11 protein-coding genes are annotated in these 17,094 nt (G+C 68.7%); 1 reads left to right on the forward strand and 10 read right to left on the reverse strand.

Going from position 1 to position 17,094, the window contains the following annotated elements; translation table 11 throughout:
* Window positions 1-9: 9 nt before the first annotated feature.
* From BJ980_RS09510 to BJ980_RS09545, 8 genes are all read right to left on the reverse strand, one after another.
* Window positions 10-1,167, reverse strand: a complete 1,158-nt coding sequence (locus BJ980_RS09510) for a DNA polymerase III subunit delta' (RefSeq protein WP_179502069.1) — start codon at window positions 1,165-1,167, stop codon at window positions 10-12.
* Window positions 1,164-1,853, reverse strand: a complete 690-nt coding sequence (gene tmk, locus BJ980_RS09515; protein WP_246279950.1) for a dTMP kinase — start codon at window positions 1,851-1,853, stop codon at window positions 1,164-1,166. Before tmk ends, BJ980_RS09510 begins: the two co-directional genes overlap by 4 nt.
* A gap of 135 nt (window positions 1,854-1,988) precedes the next feature.
* Window positions 1,989-4,715, reverse strand: a complete 2,727-nt coding sequence (gene topA, locus BJ980_RS09520) for a type I DNA topoisomerase (RefSeq protein WP_179502070.1) — start codon at window positions 4,713-4,715, stop codon at window positions 1,989-1,991.
* Window positions 4,716-4,847: 132 nt separating this feature from the next.
* Window positions 4,848-6,011, reverse strand: coding sequence for a DUF2510 domain-containing protein (locus tag BJ980_RS18695; protein WP_218855459.1), 1,164 nt, complete (start codon window positions 6,009-6,011; stop codon window positions 4,848-4,850).
* Between the two features lie 10 nt (window positions 6,012-6,021).
* Entirely contained in the window at window positions 6,022-7,497 is a 1,476-nt protein-coding gene (locus tag BJ980_RS09530) for a DUF7059 domain-containing protein (protein ID WP_343047762.1), read from the reverse strand.
* Window positions 7,498-7,544: 47 nt separating this feature from the next.
* Window positions 7,545-9,362, reverse strand: a complete 1,818-nt coding sequence (locus BJ980_RS09535) for a hydroxysqualene dehydroxylase (RefSeq protein ID WP_179502071.1) — start codon at window positions 9,360-9,362, stop codon at window positions 7,545-7,547.
* A gap of 98 nt (window positions 9,363-9,460) precedes the next feature.
* Entirely contained in the window at window positions 9,461-11,764 is a 2,304-nt protein-coding gene (locus BJ980_RS09540) for a sodium-translocating pyrophosphatase (RefSeq protein ID WP_179502072.1), read from the reverse strand.
* A gap of 305 nt (window positions 11,765-12,069) precedes the next feature.
* Window positions 12,070-12,405 (reverse strand): anti-sigma factor antagonist, encoded by a 336-nt coding sequence (locus BJ980_RS09545; protein WP_179502073.1) that lies wholly within the window; start codon window positions 12,403-12,405, stop codon window positions 12,070-12,072.
* A 170-nt stretch (window positions 12,406-12,575) separates the two neighbouring features.
* Here BJ980_RS09545 and BJ980_RS09550 point away from each other — a divergent pair, with 170 nt between their 5' ends.
* Complete coding sequence (locus BJ980_RS09550) at window positions 12,576-14,888, forward strand: DEAD/DEAH box helicase (protein WP_179502074.1); 2,313 nt, start codon at window positions 12,576-12,578, stop codon at window positions 14,886-14,888.
* A gap of 70 nt (window positions 14,889-14,958) precedes the next feature.
* On the opposite strand, the gene BJ980_RS09555 is transcribed toward BJ980_RS09550, so the two are convergent.
* Together BJ980_RS09555 and BJ980_RS09560 are read right to left on the reverse strand one after the other, a co-directional pair.
* Complete coding sequence (locus BJ980_RS09555) at window positions 14,959-15,594, reverse strand: response regulator (RefSeq protein WP_179502075.1); 636 nt, start codon at window positions 15,592-15,594, stop codon at window positions 14,959-14,961.
* A complete protein-coding gene (locus BJ980_RS09560) occupies window positions 15,585-16,985 on the reverse strand; it encodes a sensor histidine kinase (protein ID WP_218855460.1) in 1,401 nt (466 codons plus the stop codon). Before BJ980_RS09560 ends, BJ980_RS09555 begins: the two co-directional genes overlap by 10 nt.
* Window positions 16,986-17,094 lie beyond the last annotated feature (109 nt).

Below are 17,094 nucleotides of genomic sequence, written 5' to 3' on the forward strand. Positions count from 1 at the left end.
CCGAAGGCCTCAGGGACGCTGCCCCTCGGGCAGTCGCAGTCCCACCATCATGGACTCCAGTGCCAACTGCGCCGGCACGTTGAACTCCAGCATCTGCTCGCGTGCGGTGAAGACCGCGGTGATCCGCGCCAGGTTGGACTCCGGTGTCGTCACCCGGACCAGACGCTCGAGGTCCTGGCGCATCTCCGCGTTGACCAGCTCGGTGCCGGAGCCGGCAGGAACCGTGGCCAGCACGATCGCATCGCGATAGACCGAGACCAGGTCCATCAGCCCACGGTCCACGACGTCGAGGATGCGGCGCTTGGCCCGGGTCTTCTGACCCTTCTCCAGGGCCGAGAGTGCGGGCGCATATTCCCTCGGACGCCGACCCCGCTCGACCACACCGAAGGCCGAGTCCAGGTCGGCCTTCTCGCGGGCGTCGAGGGCCGAGGTGATCGCCTCGGCCTCCTCCTTGGCGACATCGAAGAGGTTGGTCGCGGCCGTCATGCACGATCCGAGCGAGGTGAGCCGGATCGGCAGGGAGACGATCTCCTGCCGGCGGATCCGGGTGGCCTCGTCCTTGGCCAGTGCCTTGGCCCGCCCGATGTGGCCCTGGCTGGCGCGGGCGGCGTGCGCGGCCAGCTCGGGCGCTACGGCTTCCACCCGGACCAGGAAGTCGGCCACGTCGGCGGAGGATGGTGTGGACAGGGTGACCAGGCGGCACCGCGAACGGATCGTCGGCAGCACGTCCTCGACGGTGGGCGCACAGAGCACCCACACGGTGCGGTCGGTCGGCTCCTCGATCGCCTTGAGCAGCGCATTGCAGGCCTGCTCGGTGAGCCTGTCGGCGTCCTCCACGATCAGCACCTGCCAGCGCCTGCCCACCGGGGCGAGCGCGGAGCGGCGTACCAGGTCTCGGACCTCATCGACCCCGATCGAGAGCTTCTCGGTGCGGATCAACGACACGTCGGCGTGCGATCCGGCGAGCACCGTGTGGCAGGACTGGCACGTCCCACAACCGGCCTGCTCGCACTGGAGCGCGGCCGCGAATGCGACGGCAGCATTCGACCGGCCCGACCCGGGAGGCCCGGTGAAGAGGAACGCCTGGCTCATCCCGCGCCCGGAGGCGGCGTCGCTGAGCGCGGTGATCACCGGGCGCTGCCCGACCAGGGCGTCCCAGACGGTCATGCCTGCTCCTCGGAGGCCTTCCGGGCCTGCGCCAGCATCGGCGAGACCCGCGAGCGGATCGCCTCGGCGATCTCCTCGATCGGCTTGCGCGCGTCGAGGACCAGGTAGTGCTCGGGCGCCGCTGAGGCCATCGTCAGGAAGGAGTCGCGGACCCGGATGTGGAAGTCGACCGGCTGGCCCTCGATCCGGTCGCGCTCCTCGAAGCGGCCCAGGCCCTCGGCCGGGGCCAGGTCCAGCAGGACAGTGAGGTGCGGGCGCAGGTCACGGGTGGCCCACCTGGCGATCGCCTCGAGCTCGCGGCCGTCCACCTGCCGGCCGGCGCCCTGATAGGCCAGCGTGGAGTCGACGTAGCGGTCGGTGATCACCACCGCGCCCCGCTCCAGGGCCGGCTCCACCACGGTGTCGACGTGCTCGGCCTTGTCGGCGGCATAGAGCAACACCTCGGTGCGGTTGGACAGGTCGCCCGTGGCGGGGTCCAGCACGATCTCGCGCAGGCGCTTGCCGACGGCCGTGTCGCCGGGCTCGAAGGTGCGGGTCACCGAGTAGCCCTCGCCCTCCAGCCAGTCAGCCAACAGCCGCGACTGGGTCGACTTGCCGGCACCTTCACCGCCCTCGAAGCAGACGAAGACCCCGGTGGTCGCATAGCGGCCACCGTGCTCGAACAGGTTGCGCAGGTCCTCGCTCAACAGGGTCCCTTCCGATCGTCCATGGCACGGTAGGCGGCGAGACCGACAACGCTCGGCACCACCCCCGAGATCAGGACGGTAGCGGGTGCACGCCCCCACGTCACCGCCCGCTCCCCCGCGGCCGGTCGCACTCGGTCAAGACTTCTTGGCTGCGCTCTTCTTCGTCGCCGACTTCTTGGCCGCAGTCTTCTTCGCCGTGGTCTTCTTCGCAGCCTTCTTGGCGGGAGCCTTCTTCGCGCCCTTCTTGGCAGCCTTCTTCGCCGGGCCCTTGGCCCGACGCTCGGCCAGCAGCTCGGCGGCGCGCTCGATGGTGATCTCCTCGACCGTGTCGTCCTTGCGGAGCGTGGCGTTGTACTCGCCGTCGGTCACGTAGTCACCGAAACGACCGGACTTCACCACGACCGGCTGGCCCGAGACCGGGTCCGGGCCGAGCTCCTTGAGCGGAGGGGTCGCGGCACCACGGCCACGCTGCTTGGGCTGGGCGTAGATCGCCAGCGCCTCGTCGAGCGTGATCGACAGCAGCTGCTCCTCGGACGCGATCGTCCGCGAGTCCGTGCCCTTCTTGAGGTAGGGCCCGTAGCGACCGTTCTGTGCGGTGATCTCGACGCCATCGGCATCGGTGCCGACCACGCGGGGCAGCGACAGCAGCTTGACCGCGTCGTCGAGGGTGACCGTGTCCAGGGACATCGACTTGAAGAGCGAGCCGGTGCGGGGCTTCTCCTTCTTCGGCGCGTCCTCGGGCAGCACCTCGGTGACGTAGGGGCCGTAGCGGCCGTTCTTCGCCACCACGGTCAGGCCGGACTCCGGGTGCTCGCCGAGGACGGTCTCCTCGCCGGCCGGGTTGGCCATCAGCTCGCGGGCCTTCTCCAGGGTGAGCTCGTCGGGAGGCAGGTCGTCGGGCACGTTGGCCCGCTTGGGCGCCTCGGTGCCGTCATCGTCCGGGCCGGGCACCTGCTCGATGTAGGGGCCGTAGCGACCGACCCGCAGCTGGATCCCGGACTCCTTGCCACCGATCGGGAAGGTGGCCAGCTCCTTGGCGTCGATGTCGCCGAGCTCGGTGACCAGCGTCTTGAGCCCCTCGACGTCCCCGGTGCCGTAGTAGAACTCCCCGAGCTCGGTCTGGCGGTCCTTGCGACCGGCCGCGATCTCGTCGAGGACGTCCTCCATCTCGGCGGTGAACTCGTAGGAGATCTGGCGCGGGAAGTGCTCGACCAGCAGCCGGGTCACCGAGAACGCCAGCCATGCCGGCACCAGCGCGGTGCCCTTCTTGTAGACGTAGCCGCGGTTGAGGATCGTGCCGATGATCGAGGCGTACGTCGAGGGTCGGCCGATCTCGCGGTCCTCGAGCTCCTTGATCAGCGTGGCCTCGGTGAAGCGCGACGGCGGCTTCGTCTCGTGGCCCTGCGCCTGGAGCGAGGCCGAGGTGACCCGGTTGCCCTCCTCCAGCTTGGGCAGGCGGGTCTCCTGGTCGTCGCGGGCAGCGGCCTTGTCGTCGGTGCCCTCGACATATGCCTTGAGGAAGCCGTGGAAGGTGATCACGCGACCGCTCGAGGAGAACACGACGTCCTCGCCCGAGGTTGCCGCGCCGCCATAGCGGATCGAGACCGATTGACCGACGGCATCCTTCATCTGCGAGGCGACCGTGCGCATCCAGATCAGCTCGTAGAGCCGGAACTGCTCGCCCTTGAGGCCGGTCTGGGCCGGCGTACGGAACTGCTCGCCGGCCGGACGGATCGCCTCGTGCGCCTCCTGGGCGTTCTTCACCTTGGAGGTGTAGGAGCGGGGCGTGTCCGGGAGGTATTCGGAACCGTAGAGCTCACGGACCTGGTCGCGAGCGGCACCGATCGCGGCGCCCGAGAGCGTCGTGGAGTCTGTCCGCATGTAGGTGATGAAGCCGTTCTCATAGAGACGCTGCGCCACCGACATCGTGACCGAGGCGCTCATCCCGAGCTTGCGGCTTGCTTCCTGCTGCAACGTGGTCGTGCGGAACGGCGCGTAGGGCGAGCGCTTGTAGGGCTTCGACTCGACCGAGCGGACGTCGTACGTCGTGTCCTGCAGCGCGGCAGCCAGGGCCTCGGCGCGGTTGCGGTCGAGGTGGACGACCTTGCCCTCGGCGGATGCCTTGAGCTGGCCGTCGTCGTTGAAGTCCGATCCACGCGCCACGCGGGACCCGTCGACGGTGTGCAGCTTTCCGGGGAAGATCCTCGGGTCGTGGCCGGTGCCGGCGTCGAACGAGCCGTCCAGGTCCCAGTAGGACGCCGTACGGAAGGCCATCCGCTCGCGCTCGCGGTCGACGACCAGGCGGGTCGCCACGGACTGCACGCGGCCGGCGGACAGGCCGCTCATCACCTTGCGCCACAGCACCGGGGAGACCTCGTAGCCGTAGAGGCGGTCGAGTATGCGCCGGGTCTCCTGGGCCTCGACGAGATCCATCGCGATCTCGCGCGGGTTCTCGACGGCCTCGAGGATGGCCGGCTTGGTGATCTCGTGGAAGACCATCCGCTTGACGGGGATGTTCTTCGGCTTCAGCTCGTCGAGAAGGTGCCAGGCGATCGCCTCACCCTCGCGGTCCTCATCGGTGGCGAGGAAGAGCTCGTCGGCGCCCTTGAGCAGGCCCTTGAGCTTGGTGATGTGGCTCTTCTTGTCGCGGGGGACGACGTAGTAGGGCTCGAAGCCGTTCTCGACGTCGACGGCCAAGCGGCCCCAGGACTTGTCCTTGATCTTCGCCGGGGTGTCGGCGGCGTTGTTCGGGAGGTCGCGGATGTGGCCGATCGATGACTCGACGACATAGCCGTCCCCGAGGTATCCCCCAATGGTCCGGGCCTTTGCCGGGGACTCGACGATGACCAGCTTGTGTGCCACTTGAACTCGACGCTCCTCTTCTGCTGCGGGAGCTCATGCACGGACGTGGCCGAGCCCCTCGGCGGCTTTACGGTAGCGCGTGTTCGGCCAGTCCCCACTCCGGACGGCTGTTCGGACCACTGGGCGGAGCCTCTAGGAGACCTTCATCCCCGCGATCATCGTGTCCATCGCCTTCTCCAGCTGGGCGTCGCCGATCGGGGTGACGCCGATGAACATGGCGAAGTTCTCGCCGTCGCCCAGGTCCACCACGGTGACCTCCGAGAGATCGCCCTCTGCCTTGACCCGCTCGTCGTTGACCCGGATCTCGGTGCGATAGCTCCACCCGTCCTTGCCGTCGACCGTGACGGCCTTGTCGTGGACGTCGGTGGTGCCGCTGAACCCGCTGTAGAGCGTGTCCTGGCGCGTCATGCACTCCTGGATCGCGTGGGCCGCCTGCTGGGGCGTGGTGAAGCCGCTGGCGCGCTCGATCCGACCGACGATCAGGGTCGAGATCCAGAACTCCTCGATGCTGCGATAGGCCACGTCGGTGTCAAAGGCCCAAGCGAACGCCTCGCCATAGCGCGGTTCGCGGGTGTAGCCGGGCGGGATGGTGGCGCTCAGTCCGCCACCGACGAGCTGCTTCGGCTTGGCCGTCGACTCGCGCTCCATCGGCTTGCCGCTCTCGCAGTTGACGAAGTCGGCACCCGGCGGCTTCGTGCTGGGCGTGCCCGAGGGGCCGCCGCTGCCCTGGGAGTCCGACGGACTCGGCGTGGCGGCGGTGGACTTGTCGTCGCTGACGTTCTTCTTGTCTTCGTCATCGCCACCGGTGACCAGCACCGCGGTCAGGATGCCGCCGGCGACCAGCAGCACCGCGAGCGCCGCGATCAGCGGGATCAGCCACTTCGGCCGGCCATATGCCTGGTTGTCGGGGCCTTGGTTGCCCGTTCCTTGGTTGCCGGGACCCTGGGGGCCACCGAACTGGCCGCTGCCGGCGCCGTACGCCGTCTGTCCGTAGGCCCCTTGGCCGCCTTCTCCATAACCCTGGCCCTGTCCCTGGCCGTAGGAGGTCGCACCATAGGGAGCCTGGCCATAGCCCTGTCCCTGACCGGTCTGGGGCTGGCCGGACTGGGGTTGGCCGGACTGGGGGTAGCCACCCTGCGTCTGGCCATAGCCGCCGGACTCATACGGGTTCGGGCCCGAGCCCGGGGCGGGGCTGGTCGGGTCGCCGGTCGTCTCGTTGCTCCAGGCGCTGCCGTCCCAGTAGCGGAAACGGTTCGGCTCACCCGACGGATCTGGATACCAACCTGTGGAAGACACGTCTGCTCCTTTACCCTTCGGCGCCCGAGAAGAAACCCTCGGCGAGTAGTTCGGTGACGACCGGAAGATAGCTCGCGAGCGCGGTCGACTCCTCGACGTCCAGCAACTGGGCCAGCGCCGCGATGATCTGGCCGACGGTCAGCTCCCCGTCGCAGGCGCCCAGCAGCGCCGCCTCCATCGTGTCGGCCGTGCGGGCGCGGCGCAGGCCACGCTGCTGGCGCAGCACGACGGTGTGCGGATCCGCCGCACCCGGCGCCCCGAAGGTCTCCTGCTGGATGTCGTCGCGTGCGCGCAGCCGGGTCCCCAGCAACGCGGCATCATCGAGGCCGGCCAGCCGGTCGACGGCCACACCCCAGTCGTGGACTGTCGAGGCGATCGGTTGCTCGACCTCCCACGGCCACTCCTCGAAGCGCAGCGTCGGGGTCGCGTCGGTGCGGCGCAGGTTGATCCAGCCGAAGCCGACGGCCTCGATCCCCTGCTCCTCGAACCAGCGCAACCAGGTGTCATAACGGCGTACGTAGTCGGGCGTGGCCTGCAGCCCGGCGTCCTTGAGCCAGAGCTCGACGTACGACGCGGGGTCGAGGACCTCGCGCTGGACGACCCAGGCGTCGGCGTCCTGGACCCATTCGGAGAGCCGGTCGTCCCAGCTGCGCCCTTCGGCGATCACCCAGTTGGCCAGGATCTGGCACCAGCCGCCGGGGGTGAGGTGGGCGGGGGCGGCGCGGACGATGTCCTCCACCACGCGGTCGCCGGGCAGCCCGGAGTCGCGGTAGACCAAGCGCTCCCCGGTCGCCGGCGAGATGACGAACGGCGGGTTGGTGGCGATCAGGTCGAACTGCTCACCCCGGACCGGCTCGAAGAACGAGCCGTCGCGGACGTCGATGTTGCTGAACCCGTTGAGGGCGGCGTTGAGCTTGGTGATCCGCAAGGCGCGCTGGTTCACGTCGGTGGCGACGACCTGCGCGCTGTGCTCGGCGAGGTGCAGCGCCTGTACGCCGCAGCCGGTGCCCAGGTCGAGGGAGCGGGTGACTTCCTCGCGAATCGTCAACTGGGCAAGGGATGTGGAGGCGCTGCTGATGCCGAGGACGTGATCGGCGCCGACCTTGTTCGGCACGCCGTCGAGGCCGGGAGTGAGGTCGCTGATCACCCACAGGTCCTTGTCCTCGTCCGCATAGGGCCGGACGTCGAGGCGAGCCGCGACCTCGCTGAGGCTCTGCTCGACGATGCCCTCGTTGGCGAGCTGGTCGACCAAGCCGGGGAGCGCCCTCTCGGCACTCTCCAGCGAGACCGGTGCCTGCAGCAGGAAGAGCCGGGTCAGCGTCTCGAGGGGGCTGCCGCCGGTGGTGCGCTGGAGGCCAGGAACGGTCTCGTTGCGTGAGAGCGCCTGGTGGGCGGTCGGCCCGAGCAACTCGGCCACGCCGTCATAGGTGAAGTCGGCGCTGGTCAGGGCGTCGCGGAGACGGGCAGCGAGGTCACTTGAGGTCACCCGCAGAGCCTACGTCCCCGATGAGGTGCGACCAGGTGCGCCCGCCGTCAGTATCGGCCCTTGACCGGGAGGTCCAGGGCGTTCGGGAGGCCGAGCCTGTAGAGCGCGGCGTCGGTCTGCTTGAGGAGCGCGAAAGCAGGGTTCTCGTACATCTCGAAGATCTCTGCCGGTTCGGCCTTGGAACCCACCCGATCCAGGATCGCGTTGGCAGCCATCCGCCCGGACTCGTTCGCGCCCTCCATCGTGGCCAAATCGATGTTGGTCTGCACGAAGTCACCACCGAGGAACAGGTTGGGGATCCTTGTGGTCGCAAGGGGCCGATTGTCCCACGAGCCGGCAGTGTTGATCAGCAGTGGCGTCTCGTTGGTGTTCTTCTTGGTCCGGGCATTCCACTGCACTCCCGGGTCGAGGAACCACGAGTGGATGATGCTGTCGGGGAGCACATCACCGACGGTGTGGTGATAACGGATCTGAGCCAGCACCTCGGCCGCGATCTCGTCCGGAGTGCACTGCTTGGCCGGCTTGTCGTAGAGCATCCCGGGCTTGTCCCAGTTGGAGATGTCGATGCTGAGACAGTCGGCGACCGACCCGTCACCGTAGTCGCGGGTGAACTCGCGCGACGGCCAGAACTGGGCCTGGGTCAGCGCCGTCAACGACCAGGGCGAGTCGATGAAGGTGATGTGCCCCTTGGTGACGTTGATCTTCTCCTTGAGGAAGAACTGGATGCCGACCATCCAGTCGGTCTTCAGGGCGTCCATCCGGGCCAGCTGCGGATCCTGGCGACGCATGCCTGCGGTCCAGAAGGTGCGCGCCTTCTCCACCGGCATGGCGCTGACGAACCAGTCCGACTCGTGGCGGGTCACGTTGCCCCGGGCGTCGACGATACGGACCGCGTCGATCTGACCGTTGCGCATCTCGTAGCCGGCCAGGCCGTGGTTGGCCACGAACGTCACCCCGAGGGTGCGCAGGTGGTCGATCCAGGGATTGATCCAGGCTTCGTTGGTGGGCAGGTTCAGCACCCGGTCGAGGGCACCGTCGTTCCCCTGTCCGAAGATGTTGTAGATGAACGCCTCGCCCATGTTGCCGATGGTGCGGGTGCTGGCAACCGTCTCCTTGGCCGCGACGAGGTTGCGGGTCAGCCCCGCCGCCAGGACGTGCTGATAGTCGGCCGAACGGGTCTCGGCACCGACGAAGTCCCACCAGGACGTCTTCTCCCACTGCCCCATCCGGCGCTCGTTCGAGCTGGTCACATAGACCATCAGCCGGCTGACGAAATAGGACAGCTCGTCGGGCGGGACGTTCTGCCCCTTCAGGGTCTCGGTGAGATAGCGACGCAGCCCGTCGACGGTGAGCAGCGCCTGCGGGTCCGGCCCGATGCCGAACACGAAGGCGTCGGCACGGTCGCCGCCGCGGAGGAACTTCGCACCCGAAGCAGCGGCAAGGTTGTCACCGACTCCGTTGGGGTTGTCCCCGAACGGGATCCGCCGCATCGTGTCGGGGGTGTGGTGGTAGAAGCCCGGGAAGAACCGGAAGCCGTGCTCGCCGGGGAGGTTGCGGCGAGGGCCGACCTTCGTGCCCGCGACCGGGATGCTGCGCGCCTTGCCACCCCAGGCGGTCGGTTCGAAGACCGTCACCTGGAAGCCTCGCTCGGCGAGCTCGTGGGCTGCGGTGAGCCCGGCCATCCCGCCCCCGAGGACGGTGACTCGCCTCCCGGGAGCCCTGGCGAACGCTGGTGCGTTCATGCCGAGCACGGCTGCTCCGCCCAAGGCTCCGGCGACGGCGGAACCCTTCAGGACGGTACGACGGTCAGTGGTCGGCAGGACAGGTCGGTCCACGAGCACTCCCGAGTTCGAAGGTTTGCTCATGCAACGAGGTGATGTGATCCGGGTTACGTTGCGGCCGCAGCCGGACGGCAGTGGAATGCTCGCCTCGGGCGAGCGATCCACTGCCGTCCCGACTGGTCTCAGGCCTCGATCGCGACCGGGCGCCGCTTCGAGATCCAGACCGCGACCACGATGATCGCCGTGGCCACCAGGGCGATCGCGATCGAGATCGGCCGGTTCGCGTTCTCACCCATGTTGAGCGAGATGATCGCCCCGACGATCAGCAACGAGACCAGGTTCATCACCTTGATCAGCGGGTTGATCGCGGGACCCGCGGTGTCCTTGAACGGGTCGCCGACGGTGTCACCGATGATCGTGGCCTCGTGGGCCGGCGATCCCTTGCCACCGTGGTTGCCGTCCTCGACCAGCTTCTTGGCGTTGTCCCAGGCACCACCGGCGTTGGCGAGGAAGACCGCCATCAGGGTGCCGGAGCCGATCGCGCCGGCGAGGAAGCCGGCCAGGGGTCCGACGCCGAGTCCGAACCCGACCGCGATCGGCGCCAAGATCGCCAGAATGCCGGGTGTGGCCAGCTCGCGCAGGGAGTCCTTGGTGACGATGTCGACGACCTTGCCATATTCGGGTCGACCCGTTCCCTCCATGATTCCGGGGATCTCGCGGAACTGACGACGTACCTCGTAGACCACCGCCCCGGCAGCCCGGCCGACGGCGTTGATCGCGAGGCCGGAGAAGAGGAAGACCACCGCGACGCCGATCAGCAGCCCGACCAGGACGTCGGGGCTGAAGACGAAGAACGAGGTGAACAGGTCCGTCGACTCCTCCTGGCTGAGCTTGGAGTCCTTGACCGCGTCGATCGCCGACCCGATGTAGGAGCCGAACAGGGCGCTCGCCGCGAGCACCGCCGTGGCGATGGCGATGCCCTTGGTGATCGCCTTGGTCGTGTTGCCGACCGCGTCGAGCTCGGTGAGGATCTGCGCGCCTTCCTCGCTGACGTCGCCCGACATCTCGGCGATGCCCTGGGCGTTGTCGGAGACCGGGCCGAAGGTGTCCATCGCGACGATCACGCCGACGGTGGTGAGCAGGCCGCATCCGGCCAGGGCGACCGCGAACAGCGCGATCGAGAGCGAGCCGGAGCCGAGCAGGAACGCCCCGAAGACGGCCGCGCCGATCACCAGCGTGGTGTAGACCGCGGACTCGAACCCGACCGAGAGCCCGGAGAGGATCACCGTTGCCGCACCGGTGAGGGAGGTGGTCCCGACGTCCTTGACCGGCTTGTGCTCGGTGCCGGTGAAGTAGCCGGTGAGGGCGAGGATCACGGCGGCCAGGACGATCCCGATCAGCACCGCGGCTGCGGCGATCAGGGCGGGGTTTCCGTCGGGCGCGGAGGTGGCGCCGGCCAGAGTGTCGAGGGCTGCGACCTCGTCGCTGACGCCGAGCTCGCCGAACGAGGTCGGCAGATAGGCGAAGGACAGGATCGTGCATCCCACCGCGGCGATCGCGGCGGAGATGTAGAAGGCCCGGTTGATCGTGGTGAGTCCGTTCTCGCCCGGGCGCGGCTTGCACAGATAGATCCCGGCGACGGCGGTGAGTGCCCCGACGGCCGGGATCAACAGCGGGAAGACCAGGCCCTTGTCGCCGAATGCCGCGGCGCCGAGGATCAGCGCGGCGACCAGGGTCACGGCGTACGACTCGAAGAGGTCGGCGGCCATTCCGGCGCAGTCACCCACGTTGTCGCCCACGTTGTCCGCGATGGTCGCGGCGTTGCGCGGGTCGTCCTCGGGGATGTTGTTCTCCACCTTTCCGACCAGGTCGGCGCCGACGTCGGCGGCCTTGGTGAAGATGCCGCCACCGACGCGCATGAACATCGCCAGCAGCGCGGCGCCGAAGCCGAAGCCCTCGAGCACGTGCGGTGCCTCGTCGCGATAGAGGAGCACGACGACGCTGGCGCCGAGCAGGCCCAGGCCGACGGTCAGCATGCCGACCATCGCGCCGGTACGGAAGCCGATCTTCATCGCCGGGTCACGGCCCTCGGCGTTGGCTGCGGCGGCGACGCGGAGGTTGGACTGGACGGCCAGGGACATGCCCAGGTAGCCGACCGCGGCCGAGAAGCCCGCCCCGACCAGGAAGAAGAGCGACCTGCCGATCCTCACGGCCATGTCATCGGCCGGCAGGGCCAGGAGCAGGAAGAAGGCAACCGCGGCGAAGATGCCGAGGGTGCGGAACTGTCGGGTCAGGTAGGCGTTGGCGCCTTCCTGGACTGCTAGGGCGATCCGCTTCATGTTGTCGGTGCCTTCACCGGCGGCCAGCACCTCGGACCGGAACATCGCGGCGAGGCCGAGCGCAACGAGCGCAATCACGGCGACGACGATGACCAGGACGAGATTGCCTCCGGAGACATCCACAGCTGCGGGGTGAATCCCGGGCATGGGCTCTCCTTCGAGTGTGACGCGCGTTACATCCGTGGTCGGGAGTGTACGCACACTCAGAGCTCATAAATGTGATCCGCGCCACACCAATCCCCCACGCCGACCCGGCAGTTGTTGACGCTGCACCACGCCGGATCACGCCGAGTCGGCAGTTGTTGACGCCCCCACCTCGCCGGATCACGACGAGTCGGCAGTTGTTGACGCTGCGAAGGCGTCAACAAGTGCCGGGTCGACGAAACGCGCGGTCAACAAGTGCCGGGTCGGCGAAGCATCCGGTCAACAGCTGCCGGGTCGGCGAAACGAGATCAGGAAGTGGTGGCGGCTTCTGCGGTCTCGTGGATCGTGAAGACCTTCGCCAGTCCGGTGATCCGGAAGATCTTGAGGAGGCGCTCCTGGTTGCAGACCAGCTGGAGCGAACCGTCGTGGGCGCGCACCTTCTTCAGTCCGCCGACCAGAACGCCGAGGCCGGTGGAGTCGAGGAACTCGACCGCGGCCATGTCGATGATGATGTGGTAGACGCCGTCACCGACGAGCTCGGTGATCTTGTCCCGCAGTTTGGGCGCGGTGTAGACGTCGATCTCGCCCTCGACCGCGACGATGGTGGCGCCATCGGTATCGCGCGTCACAAGCGTCAGGTCCACGTGTCTCCTCCGGCTACCGAGAGCCCCCAGTCAATCGAGGCACCCCAAGTCACCCCGATATTGCTCCGACTATCAAACCATGCGGCGACACATGCACGCATGCAGGTCGCCACATTTTACGCAGAACGTGTCATGTCAGGGCTGTCGGAGCCGTCGACTACCTTGGCCGCATGCCTGCCCAGACGACTCCGATCCGGGAGCTCGTCACCTCACTCGCGACGCCCTCCCGCGCCGATCGGCTGCGCCATCTCGAGGTGCTGCCACCCCGTGCCGCAACCCACACCGCCTGGCCCGAGTGGGTGGCCCCGGCGGTCCGCGAGGCCTTCGAGCAGCGAGGCATCGAACGTCCGTGGCAGCACCAGGTCGAGGCCGCGCAGTCGGCGTACGACGGTCAGCACACGGTGATCGCCACCGGCACCGCGTCTGGGAAGTCGCTGTCCTACCAACTGCCTGCCCTCACCGCGAGCCTCACCCAGCGCGGACCTCGCGGTGAGCGGGGTGCCACTGCCCTCTACATCGCACCGACTAAGGCCCTGGCCCAGGACCAGCTCGCCTCGATCCGCGACCTCGGCCTCGACATCCGGGTCAGCACCCATGACGGTGACAGCTCACGCGAGCTGCGCGACTGGTCACGCGACCACGGCGAATACCTGCTCACCAACCCCGACATGCTGCACCGCTCGATGCTTCCGGGCCATGCCCGGTGGGCCCGGTTCTGGAAGTCGTTGCGCTATGTGGTGATCGATGAGTGCCACCACTATCGCGGCGTCTTCGGGGCCCACGTCTCGCACGTGCTGCGCCGGCTGCGCCGGATCTGTGCGCTCTATGGCGCGAACCCCACCTTCGTGCTCGCCTCCGCCACGGTGGCCGAGCCTGCAGACCTCGGCGAGCGCCTCGTCGGCGCCGCCGTCACCGCGATCACCCACGACACCTCCCCTCGCGGCCAGGTGGGACTGGTCCTGTGGGAGCCGCCGTTCACCTCGCACCTCGGTGAGAACGGCGCGCCCGTACGCCGTGCCGCGACGTCGGAGGTCGCCGACCTGATGACCGACCTCGTCGTCGCCGGGGTGCGCACCCTGGCCTTCGTCCGGTCCCGGCGAGGGGCCGAGGCGGTCGCGGCGACGTCGCGAGATCTGCTCACCGAGGTCGCACCCGAGCTGGCCGGGCGGGTGGCGCCCTATCGGGGTGGCTACCTGCCCGAGGAGCGTCGCGCCATCGAGCAACGGCTCCGCTCCGGAGAGCTGGTCGGGCTGGCCGCGACCAACGCGCTCGAGCTGGGCATCGACATCAGCGGACTCGATGCCATCCTGCTCGCGGGATTCCCCGGCACCCGCGCCGCCCTGTGGCAGCAGGTCGGCCGTGCCGGTCGCGACGGCCAGGACGCGCTCGGCGTGATGGTGGCCAGGGACGATCCGCTCGACACCTATCTGGTCAACCACCCTTCGGCGCTGCTCGACCGACCGGTCGAAGCCTGCGTCTTCGATCCCACCAACCACTACGTCCTCGGCCCCCACCTGTGCGCGGCGGCCGAGGAGTCCCCGCTCGTCCCGGACGACCTGGTCCTCTTCGGTCCGACCGCGCCCGCCGCGGTCGAGGCCCTGACCGACGCCGGGCTGCTGCGCCGTCGCGGGCAACGCTGGTTCTGGACCGACCGACGACGGGCCAGCGACCTGGCTGACATCCGCTCCACCGGAGGCTCGCCGGTGCAGCTCGTGGAGGGCAGCACCGGCCGGGTCGTGGGCACTGTCGATGCCGGCGCGGCGCACGGCACGGCGCACACCGGAGCCGTCTACGTCCACCTGGGCGAGACCTGGCTGGTGACCGACTTCGACATCGAGGAGAACGTCTCGATGATCGAGCGCGCGGATCCGCCCTGGTCCACGTCCGCGCGCGAGATCACCGACATCCGCGTCGCCGCCGAACGGCTGCACGAGACCTGGGGTCGGTGCCGCCTCTCCTTCGGTGAGGTCGACGTCTCGCACCAGGTCGTCTCCTACCTGAAGCGGCGGATCCCCTCCGGTGAGGTGATGTCGGAGGAGCCCCTCGACCTGCCGGTCCGGACCCTGCACACCTCGGCGGTCTGGTGGACGGTGCCACCCGGCGTGCTCTCCGATGCCGGGCTCGAAGAGGCCGACCTTCCCGGCGCCGCGCACGCCGCGGAGCATGCGTCGATCGGGCTGCTGCCGCTCTTCGCCACCTGCGACAGGTGGGACATCGGTGGCGTCTCCACGGCGCTGCATCCCGACACCGGCCAGCTGACGGTCTTCGTCTATGACGGCCACCCGGGCGGTGCCGGCTTCTCCGAGCGTGGGTTCGCGGTGGCCCGCGAGTGGCTCACCGCCACCCGCGAGGCGATTGTCGACTGTGCCTGCCGCGAGGGTTGCCCGTCGTGCATCCAGTCCCCCAAGTGCGGCAACCAGAACAACCCACTCGACAAGGCAGGTGCCGTGCGCCTGCTCGACGTACTGCTTGCCGAACGCTGACCCGTCGATTCCAGCCCGATCTGCTGCCGCAGGTCGGCGTGAAACCACCGGCAAGCAACCAGGACGGTCCTCAGCGCAGGAACTGCAGGACAGCAAGCACCCGGCGGTGGGCGGAGTCGTCGGGCAGCAGACCGAGCTTGGCGAAGATCCGTTGGGTGTGCTTCTCCACGCCGCCCAGGGTCACGGTGAGCTGCTCGGCGATCGAGCCATTCGACAGGCCCTGCGCCATCAGGCCGAGGACCTCGCGCTCTCGCGGGGTGAGGGACTCGAGCGGATCCCGACGGCGCCGCATGAGCGTGCTGATCACCATCGGGTCCATCGCGGTGCCACCGTCGGCTACCCGTTCCAGTGCCTCGAGGAAGTCGTCGATGTCGCTGACCCGGTCCTTGAGCAGGTAACCGATCGCGCCCTGTCCGCCGGCCAGCAGCTCGTCGGCGTAGGACGCCTCCACATATTGCGAGAGCACCATCACCGGCGCCGCAGGCCAGGAGCGGCGCACTTCGACCGCCGCACGTAGGCCCTCGTCGGTGTGTGAGGGCGGCATCCGAACGTCCACGATGCTGATGTCGGGGCGGTGCTCCAGCGCCGTCTTGACCAGGGACGGCCCGTCGCCCACCGAGGCGACCACGTCGTGGCCGGCCTCGGTGAGCAGGAGCTGGAGTCCCTCGCGCAGGAGCAGCGAGTCGTCCGCGATGACTATCCGCATGCAATCTCCGCTCGCACCGTTGTCGGTCCGCCGACCGGGGAATCGATCCACAGCGTGCCGTCGGCCGCACGGACCCGCTGGTCGAGGCCGGCCAGTCCGTGGCCCTTGGCGACGGCCGCACCGCCGGTGCCGTTGTCGACGACCTCGATGAGCAGTACGCCGTTCTCCCGGCGCGCGGTGAGCTCGATCCGGTCGGCGCCACTGTGCTTGGCGACGTTGGTCAGCGCCTCGGAGGCAACGTAGTAGGCGGCCGTCTCGACGTGCGGGGGCAGTTCCCCGTCGACAGCGAGATGGGTGGTGACCGGAATGGTGGACCGGGACGCGAGCTCGTCGAGCGCAGGCAGCAGACCGCGGTCGACCAGGATCGGCGGCGCGATGCCTCGGGAGAGCTGGCGCAGCTCTTCGACCGTCTCCCGGGCACCTCTCAGCGCCTGCTCGATGGTGGCGCGGGCGAGCTCGGGGTCGGTGTCCATCTGCTTGCGGGCCCGCCCGAGGTCCATGGTCAGGCGGACGAGTCCCTGCTGCGGACCGTCGTGGATGTCGCGCTCCAACCGGCGCAGCGATCCGGCCTCGGCGGCGCGGGCGGCATCGCGGGTGTCGTTCAGGTGAACCATCTCCTGCTGCAGCTCGGCGCGGCTGGAGAGCATGACCCGGCCGATGCTCGACTGGACCAGGGCGGTGAGGCGCATCGCGAGCGGCAGGGTGAGGGCCGCGACGACGCCGATCGCGAGGTTCAGCAGGCTCTCGGTGATTCGTCCGTCACCGAGACCGATCAACTCGGCGAGCGTCTCGTTCTGCTCGGGGTCATTGGGGAGCCACTGCTGCCAGAACCAGTAGGTCAGCCCAACCAGGGCCACGGACCACCACACCACCGTGACGACGAAGGTGACGATCGCGGTGACGAAGCTGACGATCGACCAGACGACGTCGAGCCAGGACTGCGGGTCGGTCAGTGGGGCCATCGCCCGGCGCAACCAACCGGCATCCGAAGGCCCCCGGTGGTAGCGCGGCGTCGGGGCGTCGGTGAACAGCAATCGCCGGATGCGTACCCGTTCCACGTGTGCGAAACCCCTGGCGACGAACGTGGTGAGAGCCAGGACCGGAAACCCGAACAGGGTGATTGCCAGCGCGCCCCCGATCGAGAGACCGGCGATCATCAGCACGAACGCGGGGATAGCGAGCACCAGCGCGGTCAGGTTGTAGGCCGTGTCGGGCAGGACTCGCCGCCGCCACGGGACCCCTGCCGATTTCGCCCGGTCCGCCGGCGCAGGCGGGGGCACAGATGGGGGCTCGGAAGCCCGCCCAAGGGGGCTGCTCTGCTCGAACTGGGTGGGCATGTCGTCGGTGACCTGCAGGATCTCGGTGGGTTGGTCGGCAAGTGAATGGCTCATGTCCTCAACGCTAGGAACTCCGAGCCGCTGCCACGATCCTGCCAGCACCACACCTGGTGTCGGGCTAACCCGACACCACCGAGTCCGACAACCGCGGTCCGATGCTCGT

Source organism: Nocardioides daedukensis, from assembly GCF_013408415.1.
Taxonomy (GTDB): Bacteria; Actinomycetota; Actinomycetes; order Propionibacteriales; family Nocardioidaceae; genus Nocardioides; species Nocardioides daedukensis.